The sequence below is a fragment of the Marinobacter halodurans genome (assembly GCF_004327985.1).
Taxonomy (GTDB): Bacteria; Pseudomonadota; Gammaproteobacteria; order Pseudomonadales; family Oleiphilaceae; genus Marinobacter_A; species Marinobacter_A halodurans.
The window spans coordinates 133,661-155,102 of sequence record NZ_SJDL01000008.1 but is presented as its reverse complement, the minus strand read 5'-3'; the positions used below and the strand labels follow the sequence as shown (position 1 = coordinate 155,102).

The 21,442-nt window shown below is 50.7% G+C and carries 20 protein-coding genes; 8 read left to right on the top strand and 12 right to left on the bottom strand.

The window, feature by feature from the left end:
• Both EZI54_RS07495 and EZI54_RS07490 read right to left on the bottom strand, forming a co-directional pair.
• Positions 1-1,162 (bottom strand): hypothetical protein (locus EZI54_RS07495; protein ID WP_131480610.1); only part of this gene is annotated, 1,162 nt, incomplete at its 3' end.
• A gap of 99 nt (positions 1,163-1,261) precedes the next feature.
• Complete coding sequence (locus EZI54_RS07490; RefSeq protein ID WP_131480608.1) at positions 1,262-2,605, bottom strand: hypothetical protein; 1,344 nt, start codon at positions 2,603-2,605, stop codon at positions 1,262-1,264.
• Positions 2,606-2,810: 205 nt separating this feature from the next.
• Here EZI54_RS07490 and EZI54_RS07485 point away from each other — a divergent pair, with 205 nt between their 5' ends.
• A complete protein-coding gene (locus EZI54_RS07485; protein ID WP_131480606.1) occupies positions 2,811-3,044 on the top strand; it encodes a hypothetical protein in 234 nt (77 codons plus the stop codon).
• Here the strand turns inward: EZI54_RS07485 and EZI54_RS07480 are convergent.
• Complete coding sequence (locus EZI54_RS07480; protein WP_131480604.1) at positions 3,041-4,075, bottom strand: hypothetical protein; 1,035 nt, start codon at positions 4,073-4,075, stop codon at positions 3,041-3,043. The two genes, EZI54_RS07485 and EZI54_RS07480, sit on opposite strands and share 4 nt — an antisense overlap.
• A 219-nt stretch (positions 4,076-4,294) precedes the next feature.
• Here EZI54_RS07480 and EZI54_RS07475 point away from each other — a divergent pair, with 219 nt between their 5' ends.
• Positions 4,295-4,597, top strand: a complete 303-nt coding sequence (locus EZI54_RS07475) for a hypothetical protein (RefSeq protein WP_131480602.1) — start codon at positions 4,295-4,297, stop codon at positions 4,595-4,597.
• A gap of 34 nt (positions 4,598-4,631) precedes the next feature.
• Here the strand turns inward: EZI54_RS07475 and EZI54_RS07470 are convergent, their stop codons facing one another.
• The gene (locus EZI54_RS07470; RefSeq protein ID WP_131480600.1) at positions 4,632-6,398 is read right to left on the bottom strand and encodes a hypothetical protein; all 1,767 of its coding nucleotides are present in this window, start codon (positions 6,396-6,398) and stop codon (positions 4,632-4,634) included.
• A 1,143-nt stretch (positions 6,399-7,541) separates the two neighbouring features.
• On the opposite strand from EZI54_RS07470, the gene EZI54_RS07465 reads away from it, so the two are divergent.
• The 4 genes from EZI54_RS07465 (at position 7,542) to EZI54_RS07450 (ending at position 12,311) form a co-directional block, all read left to right on the top strand.
• Positions 7,542-8,102 carry a hypothetical protein gene (locus EZI54_RS07465; protein ID WP_131480598.1) on the top strand — a complete coding sequence of 187 codons (561 nt, stop codon included), beginning with the start codon at positions 7,542-7,544 and terminating at the stop codon, positions 8,100-8,102.
• A gap of 543 nt (positions 8,103-8,645) precedes the next feature.
• The gene (locus EZI54_RS07460; protein ID WP_131480596.1) at positions 8,646-9,863 is read left to right on the top strand and encodes an AAA family ATPase; all 1,218 of its coding nucleotides are present in this window, start codon (positions 8,646-8,648) and stop codon (positions 9,861-9,863) included.
• Positions 9,856-10,860 (top strand): ParB/RepB/Spo0J family partition protein, encoded by a 1,005-nt coding sequence (locus tag EZI54_RS07455; protein WP_165495713.1) that lies wholly within the window; start codon positions 9,856-9,858, stop codon positions 10,858-10,860. The genes EZI54_RS07460 and EZI54_RS07455 overlap by 8 nt, the downstream gene beginning before the upstream one ends.
• 623 nt (positions 10,861-11,483) lie before the next feature.
• Positions 11,484-12,311 carry a hypothetical protein gene (locus tag EZI54_RS07450; RefSeq protein ID WP_131480592.1) on the top strand — a complete coding sequence of 276 codons (828 nt, stop codon included), beginning with the start codon at positions 11,484-11,486 and terminating at the stop codon, positions 12,309-12,311.
• Here EZI54_RS07450 and EZI54_RS07445 read toward each other — a convergent pair.
• Positions 12,299-12,850 carry a hypothetical protein gene (locus EZI54_RS07445; RefSeq protein ID WP_131480590.1) on the bottom strand — a complete coding sequence of 184 codons (552 nt, stop codon included), beginning with the start codon at positions 12,848-12,850 and terminating at the stop codon, positions 12,299-12,301. The genes EZI54_RS07450 and EZI54_RS07445 overlap by 13 nt on opposite strands.
• A 206-nt stretch (positions 12,851-13,056) precedes the next feature.
• Here EZI54_RS07445 and EZI54_RS07440 point away from each other — a divergent pair, with 206 nt between their 5' ends.
• Positions 13,057-13,899 carry a DNA-directed RNA polymerase subunit alpha C-terminal domain-containing protein gene (locus tag EZI54_RS07440; protein ID WP_165495712.1) on the top strand — a complete coding sequence of 281 codons (843 nt, stop codon included), beginning with the start codon at positions 13,057-13,059 and terminating at the stop codon, positions 13,897-13,899.
• Positions 13,900-13,944: 45 nt separating this feature from the next.
• Here the strand turns inward: EZI54_RS07440 and EZI54_RS07435 are convergent, their stop codons facing one another.
• The gene (locus EZI54_RS07435; RefSeq protein ID WP_131480586.1) at positions 13,945-14,514 is read right to left on the bottom strand and encodes a porin family protein; all 570 of its coding nucleotides are present in this window, start codon (positions 14,512-14,514) and stop codon (positions 13,945-13,947) included.
• 166 nt (positions 14,515-14,680) lie between these two features.
• On the opposite strand from EZI54_RS07435, the gene EZI54_RS07430 reads away from it, so the two are divergent.
• Positions 14,681-15,406, top strand: a complete 726-nt coding sequence (locus EZI54_RS07430; RefSeq protein ID WP_131480584.1) for a hypothetical protein — start codon at positions 14,681-14,683, stop codon at positions 15,404-15,406.
• Positions 15,407-15,505: 99 nt separating this feature from the next.
• Here the strand turns inward: EZI54_RS07430 and EZI54_RS07425 are convergent, their stop codons facing one another.
• The 6 genes from EZI54_RS07425 to EZI54_RS07400 all read right to left on the bottom strand — a co-directional run bounded on the left by EZI54_RS07425 (position 15,506) and on the right by EZI54_RS07400 (position 21,169).
• On the bottom strand, positions 15,506-16,282 hold the full coding sequence (locus EZI54_RS07425; protein WP_131480583.1) for a PRTRC system ThiF family protein: 777 nt from the start codon (positions 16,280-16,282) through the stop codon (positions 15,506-15,508).
• Complete coding sequence (locus EZI54_RS07420) at positions 16,279-16,953, bottom strand: PRTRC system protein B (protein WP_131480581.1); 675 nt, start codon at positions 16,951-16,953, stop codon at positions 16,279-16,281. Before EZI54_RS07420 ends, EZI54_RS07425 begins: the two co-directional genes overlap by 4 nt.
• 65 nt (positions 16,954-17,018) lie before the next feature.
• On the bottom strand, positions 17,019-18,470 hold the full coding sequence (locus EZI54_RS07415) for a hypothetical protein (RefSeq protein ID WP_131480579.1): 1,452 nt from the start codon (positions 18,468-18,470) through the stop codon (positions 17,019-17,021).
• A 110-nt stretch (positions 18,471-18,580) separates the two neighbouring features.
• Positions 18,581-18,787 (bottom strand): PRTRC system protein C, encoded by a 207-nt coding sequence (locus tag EZI54_RS07410; protein WP_131480577.1) that lies wholly within the window; start codon positions 18,785-18,787, stop codon positions 18,581-18,583.
• 12 nt (positions 18,788-18,799) lie between these two features.
• The gene (locus EZI54_RS07405; RefSeq protein ID WP_131480575.1) at positions 18,800-19,213 is read right to left on the bottom strand and encodes a hypothetical protein; all 414 of its coding nucleotides are present in this window, start codon (positions 19,211-19,213) and stop codon (positions 18,800-18,802) included.
• Between the two features lie 165 nt (positions 19,214-19,378).
• Entirely contained in the window at positions 19,379-21,169 is a 1,791-nt protein-coding gene (locus EZI54_RS07400; RefSeq protein WP_131480573.1) for a PRTRC system ParB family protein, read from the bottom strand.
• Between the last annotated feature and the right edge of the window lie 273 nt (positions 21,170-21,442).

Here is a 21,442-nt window from a genome sequence, read left to right as displayed (position 1 = left end):
TGCTGATCCCTGAGGACGACGCCTTGAAACTCAAAACAAGCTCGCCCTCATCTTCCATTTTGGAGACGAAGGGGGATAGCGGATGAATACCTCTAATATGCTGGCTGGCCAGGCCAACCCTCAGATAATTGCGAATCTTACTCGGTGGATACTCGTCGGACTCCATGTGCTGTAGCGCAGCGCATGGAATGTCGGTAGGCAGTATGTCAGAGCGCCCTTCCACTTTAGTTGCTTCACCGCCTTCTGAGGCGGCTTCAGACGGCTTAACCGGTTCCGGCCCGACGTGATCCAATAGTTGGCTGGGAAATACTCTTATCACTTGCGGCATTGTCAAGCCGGAAACATAGTGAGGTCGATCGGGCAGCACCCAGATCGCATCTTCGGTTTCTCCGCTGTGCCGCTTCACGACGCCTTTCTTGATCGTGTTGCTACCGTCATCCCTCCAGCGAACTCGCTGGCCTATTTTCGGCAGACTGGATGCAGCAAGCTGAGTCGCAAGATTCGCGGGGCGAGCCGGCACCTCGTTTACGACCTCTCCGCGGTACTTGGCAAGTGTTGCTCGCCAATCAGCCAATTCAGGAGAAATCTCATCGCCCTGCCCCACTCTATCGATGGCCCAGCTTAACCCCAGCCCCACGATTGGTTCTGTTACAGGTTCCAGCTCGCCATCAAGAGCTTGACTGACCCATTGCTTCAACCGGTCTGGGTTTCGCCACTGTCCTTCGGAATATTGGGTTGCAATAGCCCTGACACCTTCGTCAGAGCTGCCCTCCAGTGACATGCGCACTTCTTGTGCTAGGGCTTGGCGGTTGTGACGCCACCACCAGGCAATACCCTGACGAATCTCATCTGGTAGCGGGCTTTCAAAAGGAGCGCCTGATTCGAGGACCACTGTGTGCTCGGGTCTCAATACTTCCATGGCCCCGCCGAGAAGACGACAAACGCTTTCCATCATCTGGGGTTCCATGGGGCGCGGGTAGAACAAACGCCCCTGCTTGCCAGGAACGAACCCATTTGATATCAATTTTTGATACTGGGACTCAGAGACCGCATCGTTCCGCCAGTAAATTGCAGCAAACCATGATGCACCTGAAGATATCGGCGCAATACGAATGTCCGGGTTGCGGATCAGTGGGAAAAATGCCGGTAATCGCTGACTCATGACCGCCTCATCAATTTGTCACTTTGGGTACTTTATTCCACACATTGTAGAGAAAATTAGCCCCAAGATATGGCAGTGATGTCGGACTTTTCTGACAAGCTACTGGTCAGCGTTTACCCAATACCGAATCCAATTTGCCCACTTTTCAGATCTTGAAGGATCCGGTGTTTCACTCGGAACCCTCATATATCGATCACCTTGATAGCTGTTCCCCTGCAGCTCCCCGGCTCTTGGAATCTTGCCATAATCACCAAACGCAACCTGACGCAATCCATCCCAGGCGTCCGCCAGCAACTTTCGCCGCTGGTCGCTAGTCTGGCTTCGATTGAGGTAAGGCATTATCCAGTTCATGCGACTGGGGCGTGGAGAATAAAGACTCATCAAAAGTCGGAACCTACCCCACGGATTAAGCGTTGGTGCTGACTGACATGGCTCAGTTGCATGGGGAAATCTGGCCTTGAAAGCTTTATATGCGAAATCGTCGGCCAGCACCTCTTTGGAGAGGTCCATTATTATCCATGGATCAGGGGTCGATTTTGGCAACTGGGCTCCGTTCAAATTCGAACGGTCCTGTTCGACAACATTCAAGATCCTTCGCTTCTCCTGCTCGGTATAAACTACAGAAGGCTGATCCGCATACTGGTTATTGGTTGGTGTGTTGCAGCTGTCGAGACTCGATGATCTTGAATGGCCTTCATTGCCTCGCCGGACTCCAGAAGCGACCACGGGGCTGGCTTCACAATGCCCTACTTCGTGCCAGAAGCTCATGGCATCCCCGTTAGCTTCCAACCATGCAAAATCCTCATCGGGCAACGTTTGCTGGAGCTCGTTCGGGAGTCCCCTTAAAAACTGACTGAAGGGAGCAGAATCAATGCCGACGAGACAATGATTCGTTAATCCGACTGAGAAATCTCTGGGTTGATTCGCCCCACGCATCGCAGTGATTCGGATTCTGTTCTTCCGATCACGACGTGGGTAAGGGTTATCGGGTGTGCTGGCTGCGTAATGTTGATCCAGGAAGCCGGCGCCGCTATACCCAATATTCAGTTCATTGAGTCGATCGAATAGGGCTTTTCCTGACTGGGAGAGCATCGTCACTCTTTGTGACGAGACGGTGGTCTTGGGCTTGAAAATTACAATGACTGGTATCGTGGTTTCTGCACTTGCTGCCAGGGTCAAGCAAGCTTCTTTCGGTCTGAGCTTTCCTAGTCTGTCCACCATTCCGAAACTTATCAGTGTGGTAATGCCCTCTTTGATGGATGCCTCAGTTGGGCGATGCCCCCCCTGCCCCAGGCGATTCTTCACGTTCACCGATTGCCTGCAGAATTTCGTCCAAGCCTCAACGGATTTTTCAACACTGGATTCCTGATCAGCATGGGCTGTCATAGCCATTGCAGAAAAAAGGATTGCGAAAACGGCTTTGCCTTTCTTTGATTTCACCATAGAACTCGCAGACTGGATGAACACGAAATGACTTTGAACGGCAGTCAACAGGTAGACGATGCTTGCATTTTACAGGAGAGAGTGAGGATCAAACTGCTCGTGCATAGGTTGGCAAGAATTCATCGGTACGCAATAGGTGCAACGAGATAATCATGGAGCGTTTGATGGCACAATGAATCAAGGAACGATTTACCTGGAGGTATTTATGGCACTCTTCATCGTAACCCGGACTCATCAATATGTTGTCGAGACCAGTGACTCTGACACTGCGGAAAGCACCGTCATAGACAGGGAGGGAGAGTTGATTGGCAACGAGAGAGGTATTCACACTACGACCCAGCTGGAGCAGGTGAACAGTCTGCACCAGCTGGACACAGAACTGGCTGACAAAGAGCCGGTTAACGGTGACGAGGAGCGACCCGTCAAAAGCTATTTTTAACTCCCCATGGAGGGCCCTGAAATCTGCTCATCCGGGTCCTCCATCATTATTCGGTCGTTTTCTTTCAATTCATATCGAGCATCCATTACACGGTTGAGCCGGCCCATTGCTTCCTGGCCAGGTATATCCATGCTTTTGACCTGCTGCTGCCAGGCAGATTCAATGATTCCATGAATGACAGCGGTACGCTCGGCATGTGTTTCCCCGAATGACTTATCCCGTCCGGCGCGAGAGATCCAGTCAACTGCTTTCATCAATTCTTTACCGCTGACTCCCACCTCTTGCTCCCAGTATCCAGCTAATTTCTCATGGAAGTCATCGTTCAAATTTGCACAGTCGGCAAGTTGGGCCCTGATGCTCTCGCTGGGAAGTATCTGTTTATTGGCCAAAGTGTGAACAGCAATTCTAAAGGCTGTAGGTTCGATAGGGCCTTGAGACATCGTAATTACGGTTGTTTTTCTGCGTTCGATCAACTCTCTTGCTGCTTGTATCTCAAGCTCAAGCCTCGTTGATGCACGTTCAGCGGCCGAAATGAACTCTTCATTCAGCTGTGCTGACCAAACGCGGGGAATACCCACGCCGTGATCAGTGTCACCGAAGACATTTCTAGGAATATGAATCGCCCGGCAGAATTTGGTGTCACGGTTACCAGCGATTCCTTTTGCCTGCTCAATGTTGAATAAGATGGAATCTGAAAAAGCCAGTATGGGCTCTTTCGGTTCAGACAATGATTCATCATCTTCGGCAAAAAGTTCGTTCATCCTGGTTCCCGCGCCCCAATGAGCTAGAGCGCAATTGGCAGCCGTATCACACATGTCAGCCATGTCTTCGTAGAGGATATCTGACGTCCGATTTGCACGAAGGTCGTCGAGAAGCTGCTCAGCGCGTTCTTGAGCTCGAGATAGGGAAATTCGGTTTTCATACGGCAACAATTCAGTGCGCTTACAGATGGCGTCCATTCCACTCAAGTATGCACTAATGCCGATCAGGAAAGGCGTAAGGTCTATTGATGTGTTCTGGTCAAGGGCCATGTCAACTCACCTGCGTGTCGAATATGCCCTCTAGGGTATGGCGATTTTTTACCCAATAAATGCCGGCATCTCTGGTTGTACAGTTAATCCTACACTCACGATTTCGGCATCGTATGGCTTTAAGCGTTTCAGAAATATCGATACTTAACCTATTACGGGTTGCCGAGCACGGCGTTAAGCGTTAACCTTCTTGCATCACGTAACCGGCAGGAGAATTTTATGTCTAACGTCGAGAAGGATGTTAAGCAGAAGCGTTTTGAGGTTTTTAAAGGGTCACTTGACCGGGTTGAAAAGGTTTACGGTCGCAATGTAACTGGTTACTTGTTCGGAGTAGGCGGAAAGACAGCCAGGTTTGAAATCGATCGTAAGGTTCGAGACCCCAGCATGGCTTCGGCTCGATTGCCAGGTCGATCCGATATTCTGGCGATTCAGTTGTTGGAGCTGCTTATTCGGGATGGTTACAAATTGGATGAGTTTGAATTTGACGATCAGGAGAGACTGATTCGGGCTCCAAGAAACTGATCGGTTCGTTCCATTGCGAAGTCGAGGATACCGCTCAAAGTTGAACGGTATCCTCTGAGCTCTTCGCCAGCATACGATTGTGATGGCTGCTGTTTCCGGAAATTGGATCTGCCAGATCCCTTGTGATACGAACGTAAAGCTGACCGTTCTGATCTTCTTTCTTGTAGAGATCAAATTTGAAGCCAAACATGCGGACTCTGTTCATCTGGAGGGTTTCATCAAACTGCCCTTTCGGGGTATGGCGCCGCAGCAAATCGATGAATCGGGCTTCAAAGCTCGAAAACTTTCTTTCAGGCCAAATTGTTTTATGTAGTTTTTCAAGCGGGCGATGGAATACCCGCTCTTGTTTCCCACGAAGAGATTGATTGGTCCTGCCCAGAATCATGTTCATGTAGTTGTAGATCGATTGAGCTATTCCGGATGATTCTTCAAGGATTTCCTTGTGAGCCCTGAAGTAAGCACGTTGTTCAGGATCCATTAAGCGATTAAACAGCTCATCGTTGAGCTTCAAGCGCCAAATTCTGTTCTTTTGTAAAACATCAGGCCGCCAGGCATCGACCATGAATTCATCGGACTGTTCTTCGTCGGGCTGCTCTTTCCAGAGTTCCTCCAGGTCCCCTTGGTAAAAGGTGTTCTGATATTGTGAATTCATCTCTGTAATTAGCCGGTGTTCGGTCTCCATATCCTCCAGGTTCAGCGTCTCCATCAGCTGTCTTTTGGCCTTTTCGTCAGGACCGGCGATAACTATCCGAAATTTGGTCTCGTGAAGTCTGCGCAGAGCTTGGTTGATCAGAGAGCGCGTCTGACCGGAGCTGGGGCGCTTGTAACCCATTCTTTTAGCCAAGCGTGTCACATCGATGTAGAACTGGTTGTCGATAGTCTGCGAGTCATCTGACGGGTCGTCAGTATTATCTTCGATGTCTAGCTCTAGTCCAGGAAAGTCCTGGTATCTTTTCTTAGACTCAATGTATCGGAGCCTTTCCATTGGATTTGATTGTGAAGCCGGCTTTTTACTTGGGTAGTTGCCATTTAAATTTTTGCCAATTTTTGACTCAATCTTCCCAACAATCTCGGTTAGCAAAGCTCGGATGACCCGCTGGTCTGATAGCGCAGCTAACTGTGATGAGGCGCCGGTTTCTGTGGTCGCTTGAATTAACATCTTGGCGTTGAGGTGAGTGATTCCGACCACGATCCTATTGTTCGGTATCACCTCCCGTGTAGAGAACCGCATTACTCGGTCGCAGATACCTGTGAACAAGGTCTCGGTAATTGGCGGCCTTGTGCGATCGAAGTCTGAAATCAGCTGCATATTTGATTCGCGTATTTGATTAAGCAGTCGCTTGGAGCTGTAGATAGATCGCTTCCGGCCGGATGTTAGCTGATTGACCTGCTGTTCATCTACTGAGTTAATGCCTTCCTCAAGAGGGTTTAGATAGAGAACCTTAAACGGCTTACCGCCTCGCGAAGAGTTGACTAACACCTCTCGAACAAGTCCCACCGAGATTAGCTTATTGGCGCGGTACTGAACGGTACTTCGGTTTCCTGACCCTCCCGATTTTGATGCATATTCTTGGATATCACGGAAGGTCACGGGGTAATACGGGATTGCCTGAAATTTCTCTTCTTTTAGCTGTTCCTGGATGCGTAGGGCTAGATCCAGGACATGGTTGAGATATTTTTTCAGGCTCGATCGTAAGTCACCTGACGTCGAAATATTTGCTCGAGCTTTTTCGATATTGGTGAGGGTCGCGTTCGATACGAGGAAGTGGCTCTCTTGGATTTGAGTAGCGTCATAGACCATTGCGTTCTTCTCGTGTTTGGGTGCGAGGCTCTATGGTCTCTAACGATACCAGAATTTTTGGTATTGGCGACCCATGAATGTGTAAAAGTTGGTATTGGCGAGCTGCGGAATCGGGATTTTTGCTATTGGCAGGCGGCCTGACCGTGTATCTAGGTATTGGTAAGGGAGGGAAGTCCTGTCTCTGGGATTGGCCCAGGTAAATTCGTTCGTATTTCTTGGTTCAAATAATCTCTTTCTAAACAATAAACAAACATCTAAACAATAAAGGGTCTATAGATCGCTGATTCATAATGGTTTTTTTGTTCAAAATTCGATGCCAAGACCATTAATAACGCTGCCAAGACCATTTTTAAGCGATGCCAAGACCACCTATTCCGATGCCAAGACCTCTTTATACGGTGCCAAGACCAAAGGCATCGTTCTTTTCCACAGAAAGCTCGATGCCAAGACCATTATTTTTGGTTTCATTAAAATTGATCGAATAGATTGTTTTAAAAGGCATTTTCCTGAGCCCTTCAATGTTGAAACCAGTGCCAAGACCAATGTTCCGGTGCCAAGACCATTCTAGATTTTGTGTTTATCCACAATGACTTCGGTGCCAAGACCAAATAATTTGCTACCTCATATTAATCTGAGACTGTTGCTGCTGGTATCACTTTAGAATGCTGTTTTAATTGAATTTTATAGATTTGTTGAAGCTCCAGGGTATCCTTCTCTAGCGATCGGGCATGACTCTGGCGATCGATGCCAAGACCAAAGTTTCGATGCCAAGACCACATTTTCGATACCAAGACCATTACCGGTTATTTCTTGGTACGGATTTTTGATTCGAAAGCCTAAGTTATAGAAAAGACACGTTAAAACGATATGAAATTATAATATGGCATATATCCTGTGAATAATTCGCTGCTATTATCAAGGCGTTGTTCACTCTGCAGGCTTCCTGTCTAGCACATGACAGTACCGGTATTTTTGGTATTGCCTGTGTGTGGCATGTCTGAGCTATCTTTGTTTTTGCTTCCCTTTTGCGAACACCTTGTAACACGTTGACAAGGAAATCCAGTCAGCCCATGCACCGAGTCATTCTGGCGCCCTGCAGAACTTATACTGTACCGGTGAACTTTCTCATGTGGAGTTATCTGAATGATTGAGGTTGGGCGAGCTCGATTTCTAATCGGTGTGCTGTTGATGGCAAATGCTTCTGGTAGTGCCTTTGCCGGTGTTTCTGGACAAACCGCCCCACCCTCCCCTCCGGATTTATCCTCACAGGAAGAAGCCTTAATTGCTGAGGGTGAACAGCAGCAATGCCAGGCTTATGCTTCGCTCTTGAAAATGTGGTTTGGCGGAGGTGTTCAAGGGATCTATACCCGTAATAAGCTGGACAACCCAGGTGTTGGCCGAAACCAACGAATTCAGCAGGTACAGCAATACAATCCCTTTGCAGGGGTTCGCGATCCTGCTACTTCTGATTTCCTGTCTAAAGAATTTCGCCTAATACGGGGCGCCCATAATGATGGCGATCCATTGGATCTTGACGGTTTTTATCGGCGCTGCCTTCAGTTTGTGAGTCGGCCAACTCGTGTTACCGGGTCAAACAATCAATCTGAATCACATGGACCTATTCCTGGTTCATCCAAGCCTCGAGCCAAAAGCAGATCTGGAGAGATGACTGGCAGTTCAGATCCATATGCCAGTCGACGGTAGCGGCGTAGGACGCGTCAATCCTTTTGTGGTTTTGGGCTACATCAACATTGACGCTAAAATTGTCATCACTCCGAGGTCGATACTTGGGAATCGGCCTCTCCCCTTACCTGCTCTTGCTTGACCTTTATTCAATCCTAGCCAGTAAAGCATTCTGACTTAGCCATCGAGCGTTTTCGGAGCATATTTTCTGATGACATGCGAGAGACGCGACCAAGTATGAGTAATGGTCTCGTGATTTGTCTGACACAATGATAGCGAATCCCCGAACGGTTAATTTTTGAACCAGATGCTCTACGTTTTCAATCGCCAGCCCCGATCCACCCCTTCTCCAGTTCCCCGTGCAAACCTTGCGTTTCTATAGAAACATCAACGCTGTTTCTATAGAAACATCAACGCTGTTTCTATAGAAACAACCTCAAGATCGGTAACGATTTCGTTAATAGATACAAAAAAATTTGGTTCGTTCCCTTGCCGGTTTCCAGTCATGGTGTATATTGTGGGTACTGATTGATTTGGCACCAATAGGACCAATTTGGAGGAGTTATGCAAAGTAGCGGCAGGTGGTTAGGGCCCGGCGAACGTTCTTACGAATACTTCTCTTCTCTGAACCAGAAGGGTTTGTCTGAGCTTGATGACATTCGAGACGAGATCAATAAAGAATATGGTGATGGTCACCATCGGCGTTTAAGGACTTGGGGGGCGCAGCAGGCAGCCGAAATGGTTGGCCGATCTACCCAGTGGCTCCGAGATTTTGACCCAGACGTATACAAAAATGAAGCGGGTCACGGTCGCTGGACCCTTGAGCGTATAGATCAGATCCGGGAACAGGCCGGGACTAAATACATTCGGCCGAAAGGCAGTCAGCCAATAACGATTGCCATGTCGAAATTCAAAGGCGGTGTTGGCAATACGACCAATGCTTGTCACGTCATTCATGCATTGGCCATGAAAGGTCTGAAGGTCCTGGCTGTCGACTTTGAGCCCCAAGCATCACTTACACAGATACTTGGCGGGATTGTCCCAGACTTGCACCTCGAGGATGAGGATTTGCCTGTTGAGGCGCTGCTGAAAGATCCTGAGCTCATCCTGGATCCCGATAGTCGAGCCGTTAGAGGGACATATTTTCACAACGTTGATTTGATGCCGGCAAACAGTTCATTCCAGGACTTCGAAATCCAGTTATTAAGCCAGCATTTTGGCAATGATGATTCAAACACCGATGTGTCACCTCAAAACCGGTTAGCTGCTGTGCTTGATCTCATCAAGGATAATTACGATGTGATCATCATTGATTGCCCGCCATCGCTTGGCCTCTTAACCATGAATGGCTTAGCAGCGGCTGACGGCATTATCACATCGCTAAAACCAGAACTCCTGGATAGGGCTTCTCTCGTCGCATATACGGACGCGCTCGCTGGTTATACCAGCATGTCCGAGAAAGAGTTTAAGTATTTTAGGCTTCTTATCAGTCAATACCAGGACAGCTCTGGTCAGGATCGGGTAACAAGTGGGTCAGGTCATCGTCGCAATGAAATTGCGGTTCGCCGCGTCTACGGTGACGCCGTTATGGACAACATCATGTACCACAGTCGAGCAATTGCTGATGCATCCACAAGTCTTTCCACGGTACTCGGTCTTGAGAAGCCTGTTGGATCACGCGGGGCGTACAAGCGTGCTGTAGGTGTTATTGCTTCTGTTTGTGATGAGATTTTTCAGGATCTCAATGACATTTGGACCATGGAGGCGGATGGAGATGAGTGAAAAGAAGCATGGCAAGGGCCTTTTTAATCCCAGCGCACCAGCAATGTCGGATGAGGGCAAGAAGCGCACTTTCGCAAAGCCTGCAAATTCGAAGTCTGCGAGGTCAGCTGCCGTTACTGAACCAGTTCCGGAAGTCACAGACGAGTACATTGAAATTCCTTCTAAGCTGGTGCGTAACTGGCGGTTCAAAGACCGTACTGCCGTAGAGCTTGAGGATGATCCTGAGTATTCCGCACTTGTTGATGAGATTAGAGAGCAGGGCGTTATTTCTCCCATCACTGTGCGTCCCATTGAGGGAGCATCCGCCGACGGGTTTCAATATGAGGAGGTTGTTGGCTTTAAGCGGCTTTCCGCTTGTAAAGCCCTTGGGATCGATGTACCCGCGCATGTAAGAGAGCTCTCTGATCTTGAGGCAGCCAGGCTGCAGAAAAGTGAGAATACGGGTAGGTCAGCACCATCGGCCTGGTCATTGGGTCAGCACTATAAGACGCTTCTCGAACAAGGGATGGCTGAAACTCAAACCCAGCTTGCAGCCTCTCTAGGGATAGATCGGGTTACTCTTACTAATCTTCTTCGAATCGCAAATAACATTCCGGATGACATTTCAAAATCGATAAAGCTTCATCGCCTCGGTTCGACAGCTCTACTTAAAATGGTCTCGTTATTAGGGGAGAAGGCCGGCCGGTCCTCTGAGGCCATGGTTGATCGAATAGTCGAATTCGCTGATGAGTTTAATGAGAAGCCGGAAAAGTCTTCAACTATCCTGGCTAAAATTGAAGCATCTTTTGATAGTTCCACGCAGAAGAGCCTGTCTGGTTCGACCTTCCGCTCCCAGAAAGGTAAAGCTCTGAGTGTGAAACCGGGCAAAGATAAGCTCTCGGTAACAATGCATGCGGCAGCGCTTTCCGTTGCTAGTCCAGAAGAAATAACTGAGGCTCTTACCAAGTTTCTTGAAGCCAAAGGTCTAACATTGGAAGAAGCCAAAAACTCTAAATAGCGTGTATCCAAATCTAACAACAGAAAGCCATCAGCTGAGGTTGATGGCTTTTTTTTGGCTAGTGTTTCTATAGAAACATTCACGTGTGATCTGTGCAGGGCAGCATGGTGGGGCGCAGCGATGTTTCTATAGAAACATTCAGTCTTGGGAGGCAAGAATTCAGCAATAAATCATCACCCGAGAACATGCTACGGAACCATTTGCACTTGCTTGTTTACCACGGGGGATAAAAAGACGATAGGGTGGGGCGGTCATCTTCCTGGTGCGGGTGAATCTGGCTCCGCGAATAAGTGACTCATTCTGCAGAAGGAATGGTGCTTCTCAAAGTTGAGTCTGAGGTCGGAATACGCTGATCTACTGGCCAGCGATTCTATCGCCCCAATTCGATTATCAAGTACATCCTATGTCACGAGAATTCTGATCCTAAAGCGCGGCCAACTTGGGGCTCCAGCTCCAGCTCCAGCACTCCAGTATCTATTTCGTGTTTCAGAAGCGCTATGAAGAATGGCGCACACAAACATTAACAATCTGTAACGGCTTGTAACTTAGTTGCCGGCAGTTCATGAAGTAGACTTCAACAAGTTATAAAATCGAATAGCTTATCTTTACAAAGGGCGGACAGTATGAATGCGGTATTGGGGGCAGCTGCTTTAGGATCAGTCAGACGGAAGGCTATATCAGATATCCCGAGCAGTGAGCAGGGACACCTGTTGGTGAAATCGTCCGCTCTTTGGAATAGCTATTTATCGAATAGCGCAACATCTTCTGAATTAATCGAGCTGGTAAGTAAGGACCTGGAAGTAGATGCGGCCGTAATCCGGGGGTGGATCAACTTATACGGCTGGCGGCGCCCTGAAGACGAAGTAGAGGGGAGCGCGGACGAATCATTATTCAGCGTGAAATCAGATACTGTTTACCACGTAGATGGAATAGACCGCACGATGGATCAGAACGCTCTCCGCGACATGGCCGTTGATCCTCTTTGCCCATTCTGGTCCAAATTGCGAGAAAAGCATCGTAGACCGGCAATGACCTGGCTATCCACCCTGAGCTTTCTCGCTCCCATTCGAATCGATTTCTCTCTTTTCCAGAATATGTTGGATCGCTTCTTCGTCACGATTGAGGATCTGGCATGTGTTTTCTGTGTCGAGCCGGGGTTGCTGAGACGATACTGTGATGCCCATGGAATTAAGCAACAGCAATACGCCGGCGTAAGCGATGTATCCATCGCGAAACTGGTCACTGACAACGACTGTCTTCAGCAGGTTCTTGTGCACTACGCCCAACAGCTCTATCGCGAAAGGGCTATCCCTATTCGCCGTGTCAGTCAGAATGTTGGCTTGCAATGGCAGGACGTATGGGCGATGGGTGTTCGCCATAACGGCTGGCAGCTGCCAACAACTGAGACGCTTAGTGAAATCGAGCGATCTGTGAGTAATCACGAAATATAGAAAAGGTCACTCGGATCAATACCGGTTAACGAAAGAACCTCGTCAGGGGATAATTCGGGCCAATAGGTTTCCGATACATAATGAGCTAATCCCCGGGCTATGGTCCTGAATTCGTCATTATCGATATTGGAATACGATAAGCTGATAGGGATGTTTGCGTCTACTTCCACTGATTTCAGTAGTGGTTCCAGCTGATCCATCAAGTTCTCGCCCGCCAGCCCAAATTGTTCAACCATAGCTCGATCAATGGCATTGAGAATTGCCGGTCCTTTGATGCGACTTAATTCACACCCAACTCCCGAATCCCTTTGCAGCTTCTTGATGGCCTGATGTGCGTCCAGGGCCTCGAATCCGGGCAAGTGTTGACAACACAGCTGGCCGAAACGATGTGCGAGCCTGTGTAGTCGAGGATTGCGAGGGGTTTGTATGGTTGCCTCAACGATTGAGTTGCGCGTAAAGCGTGCCCGACGACATTTTTCTCTATCGATTTCATCATCAATTCGGAATCCCTTCTCGCATACAGTTAGCTGTAATCTCATGACGCACCTCTGGTGATCTTTGCTAACCATAATATAACGCGTAAAGCGTTCTTATCAATATCAGGCGTCCATTTTTTTTGACAAGCGAGGCTCGGCGCTGAACTAGATAATTATCACTTTAATATGTTCGTTACATTCAACCGACTACATGGGGGCGCCAAATGTCTCGCTTTCCTCGGTTCCATCTGTATCAATGGGATCGCAGCTTGCTTCGATTCGAGCTTCATGAGATTGCCGACAACACTGAAGATCTCAAAAGGTGTGAGGGGATTATGCGCCCGGGTGTGACCCTGATTCTCCTTGCGGAAAAGCCAGAGCGTTATTGGGTGGCACGCTCCAGTATCGGATCAAATTATTCTGTCTCGAGTGGTCATGTTGTGCTGATGTGCCCTGGATCCTATGAGCTTGTTCATCGTGCGGGTATCTTTAGCAAACAGTTTCTGGCGCAATGCAGGCTTTATTCCCCAAGTGGTGATCTGATGAGGCTTGGAGCGACCGAGCCTGGTAAATCAGCAGCGCTGGAGGATCCTGCGCGGCCACAAAAGGATCATTCGTTGATCCCATGTTCGAATGCGAGCGATGCCTTTGTCTGGAATGTCCTGCAGGTAGAGTCATTGGCAAATCGGCTCATCCAGCATGATGTCTCTACATGGGAGGAATTTTGTCGTCGATATTTCGAGTTCGGTATGCCCACTGCAGTCGAGGTAGCCGCTGCCGTGAAGCAATCAGTGCAGCAATATGTGATTGGCGAGTGTCGGAATGGGGCAAGCGTGACGGTTATCGCTGACGGAATCATTAAGCTTGCTCAGGCCATGCCACCGTGGAACGTTGGTGACATCTCGATCGCCAACGTGCGAGTGGCCAATGCTTTGCAGATCGGCCAAATCCGAACGATCAAAGATTTGCAGTGGTGTAATCCAGTCAACCTCATCAAGTTGCCAAACTTTGGTGAGCGGTCACTTCGCCAGCTCTTGGATATTCTTATAGGGGAGACTTCTGGAGTAAAGGCAACTTCAAGTGAGGGCGGGGCCCGCGCAGCTGCAGGTTGAATCTGGCGAGCCCACACTGAAAGCTCGCCATAACCAGGGTGGGCTTTAAAACAAGCTGAAGTGGGATTGAATGCCAATGCTGACCATATCGGCCTTAAAGCTATCCCCATCTACCAGCTCACTGTACTCGATGGCCAGGCTCATCTTTTCGGTTGGGTGAGCCGCCAGCCCGAATCCGTAACTGAATCCGTTTTCACTGGTGCTGTTTTCGCCGGCACTGTCATGGACGTTGATCGAAGCATCCGCAAATCCAGCCTTGGCGTAGACGCTGGACTTTTCGCCAAGGGGCAAGTGCCCAACCAAAGATGCGTTCACATAATGATCCATTTCCACTTCCGTTCCCGGAGAAATGTCATCCCGATTAAATCCGGTACCAACCTCTACTTCAGCGGCTACCTGGTCAATCAAGAATGTGCCGGCACGAAAAGCAACGTGGTTGGGTTCTGCTCGACGGTCAGCAGAGTCTTTCACCGTGAAGATGCCGCCATAAAGACCAACATAGCCCTGGCCCTGCTGAATGGTGGCAATATCGGATGCGGCACTGGCCAAACCTGCAGCACCCATACTGGCCACGGCAACTGCCGCGCGCATTGAATTCTTTGTTTTCCTCGCCATCTCTGGCCCTCCGTTGTTCGTAGATCCGCTCAAAATGCCGTACCACAATATCAAAGCGGGATGGCCGTAAACGGGAGGTGCATTGGTTATGCCAGACTTGTTCAGTGGCGTTTGCAGAGGCTATAAGTCGATACAATGAGGCTCATTCACACATCAGACGCAAGGCATGATCATGACGGATATGGCTCTAATCGAGCGGTGCAATATGGCTGAAAGTCCGATTAACTGGTGCTGGCAGTTTCATGCCGTTCTCTCACCAGGCACATCACTTCAGACCTTGTGTCGCCATGGCGAGCGGATCCTGCCGGCCGAGAATTTCCAGCCACCATTTGCAATGCCAGCAGACCACTCGCCAGTTAGGGAAGGATTTTGGAGTATCGTCGATATCAACGATTCACACGACAGCGATCCCTTTGATCCTACCAATGTCAGTTGCGATCTGATCGATGGAGCCCACTGCACGACCTACGAGCGATACTATGATTTTCTGAAGGGGTTCCGGACGATCATTGAATCCTGGGAGCTGACCAATAGCCAGAAGCGTAAGGCACTCCAGGATTGGTTCGCTGAACAAGAATACCCGGACGTCATCTATACCCTGGGTGGACCTGAGAACATTCTGGATCGTTACTTTCCCTCTTATCTGCTCACCCTGAATGATCAGGGGCTGTCCCTCAAATCGTTGCAAGCCCTACGCCTTGCCGGCATCGATAGCCCTTATGCTTTGGCGCGTATCAGCGATTCCGAGCTGGCGAATGTGAATCAATTTGTAGCCAATGAATGGGCGTTACTGACATCCATCCGCGATCAAGTAAGGCAGGCCCAAACATGGACAGGCGAGGCTTCGGTTTCAGATCAGCTCAAAGATCCGTACGTCCAACTGATCTACTAACCGGGAAAGGGGATAGGCTTTAGCCTATCCCAAAGACTCAAGCTTTTAACAGAGTGGGGGGGGCAGTGCGGCGTGGACAGACCGCACTGGTTGGTGAATTCAGGCGGATTCTTCTAAGGGCATGAAAGGGATTGCCTGGGTCAGTCCTGTCCCGAGATCGATCATGGCTCCGTTATACGGCAAGTGACCCTTTCGAATTGCTTTCCACAGGAGGTTGGTAGCGCTGGCCGCAACCTGCTGGTTAATCATCAAGTCCTGTCGTGATAGGGACTCAGCGGCGCCACAAGAGGGTGTTTGTGGTTGTGACTCGTTGGTCATCATCGACGGGAAAAGCGCCGCTGCGTTCGGTACACGGGATTTGGTGGTGTTTCCCGACAATTCCCCGATAACCACTTGTCCCTGGTCCTGATCGCATCCCATATCGCACCACAGCGTCCTGCAACCAACAAAGGCTTCGGTCCCTTCCGTAGCAACCCATTGGCGAACTGCCAGATTATCAACGGCCGTGATAATCAGGTCGATCTGATGTAGTGGGAGCTTTTTGATGTCTGCTTCAGCGAGGTAGGAAGCGTGGGAAGACCAACTGGTCCCCATCAGCATGTTCGCTCGATGTATCAGGGCATCGGATTTCATCATGCCGATTTCGTGTGGATAGAAACGCTGGCGGACGATGTTTGAAGGTTCCACTTCATCCCCGTCGGCTACGGTCACGTTCAATCCATGGCCACCCAGGGCAATCATTGCCTGATGGATCCGCATGAGGCCGTCGACCATTTCCGATCCATTTCCGCCAGCACCAATGAGCAGAACATTTAGCTCACGTGAGCTCGTCATCCAGGTTTCTGGTAGGGCTCGAGTAGAGGCAGTGTTGCTCATTTGGTGATCCTCCTGATCCATTGCATGAGGGATACGTGACGCTCATTGAGTGTGTCGAACGGATATTCAGCGACTCCCTCAAGTTCCAGAAAGGTCTCGACCCAGTTTTCGCCGGTAACGTGGTCTGGCATGACTCGGTTTCCAGACGGGTGCGTGAAAGGGCTTTCAAAGAACATCGTCTCGATGTCCTCGATGTCCTTGTTGCGTGGCTGCTCAGGAATTTGGTTGCCGCCAGTACACCAGTGCCCGGAATCATTGATGTTCGGCAGACCACTGTGGCTAATACCGTCCGAAGGCTCTGGTCGCTGATCGCTCTCGAGGGCGCTCACCCAAAGGCCACCACGGTGGGCCACGAAGACCAGGGAGGGCATGGGGATGGTCACCTCTTGGGAGTGCAGTCGGATCATTGTCTGCGCTGCTGGCCGATACCATACAAGGGTTTGCGGGCTTTGCATCAGGGTTCGGGCGTTGATAAACCCGGCGCTGTCGTCCTGGAGATCGTCGTTAAGGGTGGCAACGATGTCTGCTTTAGCTGAGGCGTTCAGCGGGCGGCCGGGGCCGAGGCGGGGAATGTCACTGGCGGTGTCGACATCATGGACCACTACAGAAAGGTGGCTTTCGTGATTGTTGTTAACCTCGTGGATCAAGATTGCGGTGCTTGTCAGTTCCATGCTCTGCTCCAGCTGGCGATGTTTCCGACATAATAACGCGTAACGCGTTATTGTTCAATCTTGAATTACAGCTTTGCGATCAGTTGTGCGCCCTCCAGGAATCGCAGGCGCAGCGCCAAAAGCTCAGCCAGCGGAAGGTTCCAGTCCAGTTCTAAACGTCTCTCATCGGGGTCTGACATGACCATCTCGCTGAACCCATCCAGGTTGTCGCGAATAGGTGCCATGATCTCGGTTTCTTCCTCGTCGCTGGGCAGGAGCACCAGTGTTTCAGCCAGTTGGTTCGGCATGTCTGTCACATCAAGGATGGTGTTGTCTGATCCGTTGTACGGAGCCAACACTTCGGCTGTTTCCGCCAGCCATTCGAGAATCTTAGCTTGGTCCTCGCCTTCAGCCCCCAGCTTCTTCAGTCCCCCAACTTTTCGGCAGAAGCGAGAGATTGCGTTGTTTCCGTTCAAGGTCGCAACTTCGGGGACGCTCCAGTAGTCTTTAGCAACCCGCATATCGTCGTATAGCGATTGATAGAACAGCGCTGTTTCGGCATCACAGCACATCATGTAGTCGCCAGATTTCTCTATAGCTTCCTCGAGCTTGTCGAAGTTGGCCGCCTCCAGGTCCGTGACGTCCAGTTCTTCGTGTAACTGTTCAATCTCGGCCTCGATCTCATCGAAAGAAAATGCGGCGAACTCCAGCAAGTCTACCGGTGTTGAGCAGGGGCGCAGATAGAGGTTGATCAATTCCAGTGCCTGAAGAAATGCTTCGCGCTGCGCCGTGGTCAATTTACCGGTTATCGGCGTCATGCAATACGCAGTCATATCGTTTGGCTGAACGTAGCCGAAAGCGGATCGACTACTGGCAACCGGGTCATCCCTTATGAACGATCCTGGCCAGCTGGAGTCGATCCCAAGCAGCGAGCGAAAATTCACATCCAACTGGTTTACAGCAGGGTCGTCTGCCCCCGGTCCCGTCAGATGCTTGCAAAGGCTCTCAGCAGTTGTCTCAACGTGTTTCAAGATGCGGCGGGGTGGAACCGTGCTGGCTTGCTTTTCAACCGCATAGAGGTCGCATACGGCGATGTGGGTCGTTGACCGATCGGTGTATCCGACTTCAGCAAGCTCAATCGCATGAGAGGCTATGGCTCTCAGAGGGATTGTGGTGGTCCAGTCGACGCTGAACTCTGCCAGGGAAACTCGCTGTCCCCAGGTTGAAAGGTCGCGACACGTGCGTTGCCAGACAACTATCTCCTTCAGGCCGTCCTCGATGATGTTGTTGACGTTCTGAGTCGAGGTTGCCCCCAAAGCATGGCTGACCATCAGGGTGTTGGCCAAGCTGGCCCGATCTGGTCGGAAATATCGAAAGAGGTCAGAGGTTGCGGAGATAAAATCACTGCCGCGCTCAAAGCGAGGCAGTGTCAGCATAGTTAGCGCGGGATGAGGCTGTGCCTGGGCAAAGAAGCGGGTGCCGTCTTGGCGTTGAGAGCGATCCCTTTGAGCGTTTGCATCTGGCGCTGTGACAAGCATGGCTCGGTTTCCTCTTCTGTCCCGCTTGGTTTGGGTTGTGTAGCGCGGGCTTCATTGGCCCACGCCTTGAGAGTGTTCCAGTCCGGTTGTTGGCTCATCAGTCCACCTGTTCAGCCGTTGGCTTTGAATTGAGCCTCTTTCAGCACGTACACCAACCGGTCCCCCTCGCTTCCGTGTTCTTCAACCTTGCCGTAGCGAAGCTGAGGGTATTGAGTTGCGTAGTGCTCCAGGACAGCGGCTGGCGCAGCGTTCGGATCAGGGTCTGGCAGGTCAGTAGCACCCAGGCGGAAGACGCGTTGCATTTCAATCGTTGCCATGATGTTCGCTCCTTAAAGGCTGTTCAGTTCTTCGAGGTCAGACGCATTGTCGTCGTCCTGGTCGCGTGTTTGCTCGGCAGCCGGGGCCGCCGATGGGGTGGTGGTTGTTTTGCTGGTGTCTGAAGCAGCGTTGGCTGCGGCTTCAATCTGGAGAGCCCGTTCGCTCCAGTCGTCTCGGGTCGGGGCGGCTTTGGTGATTTCGGCCACCAACTCGCGCTCGATGTTGTCAGGCTCTGCGATCACCTTGAATGGCATGGACAGACCTGCCATCAGGTGCTGAAGTTCTTCGCTGGCATTGGCCGGAACCGGTGTCGTGATGGGCTTGGCAATAACGATCAGTTGGGTGTCGTCTTTCGCGCTGACTTCCAGCGTAACGCGAGTGGTTTTGCTACCAAGCAATGGGCGGAGTGCTGCGATCAGGCTCATGCGTTTGTTCCCCTGTGTGAGTGTATGGTTATAGTAAGGCGTAACGCGTTACGCGTCAACCACAAAACCAATTAAATATTGCTCTTTAAGACTCGAAACCGGCTTTGCGCGTTAGCGCGGTATGAAGGGAGGGCAGGCGCGGTGGGTCCACGCCTGCAGGTGACGTTATTGTTTATCAGTGTCCGTTGAGTGATCGGCTAAGGCCATGTTGTCGGGCACGAATCCGCTGAAAGAAAAGTCGCTCTTTTCAACAATGTCCAGGATGTCCGATTTCTTTTCTTTCAGAAGCTTGGCAAAGCTCGACTGGCCGTTAGCCGTGTCGTAGTAATGGTCGAATCCACTGGCCTGTAAAAGCGTCTTGATGACAGGCTTGGTGTGCGCGTCCAGGTATTCCCGATCCATTGTGAAATGGGAGGTGAGGTCGGCTCCATTGGTTCTGGCCAGCTCCGCCGCCAGGGCTCCATATGGATCATTTTCGCGCGATCCCAGGCCCGACATTTGCCGTGTTGATTCTGCAACCGTTTTGGAGGCAACGCTGGCGATCATGTCATCGATCAATGTGTCACTGGCACCTGCGAGGGACTTAACGATCATCGTCCGGGTTTTGGTGTCGCTGTCATAGAACGACAGTTCCTTCGCAACAGAGGGGTCAAAACCTTCCGGGACTTGTTTGCTCTGGACCATGAGTTCCGCCAGCGCAATAGCTTTTGCCTGGGTCGGTCGTGTTCTCACGGTTTCCGCGGCCGCGTGGCGGTGAACGCTGTGAATCCGCTCTCGAATCTTTTGCGGGGTAGCCGGTGCGCTCGCCTCAGCCTTGGGCTTGGTGGTTTTGCCTTTCGAGCCTTTGACCTTTGCACTGGTCGATCCACCGGCGTTGCCGGGCAAGGAGGTTGACGCCCCGCTGTCTGTTGCAATCAGCTCCTGGTAGCTGCTCACTTTGACCTTGTGGCATTTGAGGTCGAAACAAACATGGGGCTGGACATTGCCCGCTTGCCCTGGGCGCGTCTTCACCAAAGCGCCGTAGTGACTGCATGATTGGCAGGCGGAAAACTGATCGCGGCCAACGCCATTTTGCCCGCTGGTAGCAATGATGGTGGTTGCCCCCTCTGCAATGTCCCGGTCGAGTTCAACCCGGTTGAACGACTCACGCTGCGTGTCGCGGGTTTCCTCGAGAAATTCATCGGTTTTCTGCTCAAAGCATTGCTTGTTGAGGCACCGGCCTTCGTTGATCCCGGTATCAAACAGGTTGCTCTGCAACGATGAGTTGTGGGGGCAATTCTGGCAGTCCGTTTTGTCGAACGGTGCAATGTTGAGCTTGAGCGAAAGCGCCTCAATTTTCTCGCGCAGCGCATCGTGATGTAGGTTGTTCTTGAGGGTGATTTCCAGTGCCTTGCGCTGAGTGTCCTCGCGCAGCGTCGACAGGATTTCGGCGTGATTGATTGTGATCCTGTTGTCGGTCAGCGCTTGGCCAACTTCATCACAGCAATGGGTCAACTGGATTCGGTTTCTCAGCTTGCTCATCGACCAGCCGAGTCGCTTGCAGACCTCATCGCGATCATTGTTGTTCTCAGCGAGAAGTTCTTTGGCCTCGATGCCTTCATCCATTGGTGACATATCGTCCCGGTGAATGTTCTCGCTGAGCGCAGCGTCACGCGCCTCCCTTTCGGTCAGATTTTTGATCCGAGCCGGGACGGATGGGATTGCCAGTTCCAGAACGATTTCCATTCGGGTGTAACCGGCGACCAGCAGAAAATAGCCTTCGCGTTCGGGGTGTGGGCGCACCAGGACAGATTGGAGGACGCCCTGCTGGCGGATTGACTCGCGACGAGCTTTGTAGACCTCTGCTGAACGGAAGCGACGCGGGTTTCGCTCAGGGTCAACGATAATCCTGTTGGTCGGCAGTTCCCGGGCACCATCTTCTGTTGTTTGTTCAACCGTTGCTACTGAGTTCATCATTCCGCCTCTCCAGTTATCAGCGTTTATCGATATGATAACAATATAAGGCGTAACGCCTTTTTAGTCAACTTCTACGGGGTATTTAAAGTAAAAAAGCACCCGCATGGGGTGCTAAACGTCTACCTTCAGGGAGGAAGGTTTAAAAACAGTTAATCATAGCCGCCATTACGGCAAGAAAGATTGCTAATACGGGTGAGAACCCGTTAATTGACAATATAGTTCCTAATACAACGTTGAAGCCGATCAAAAGCCCGCAGGACCAGCGGACAACCT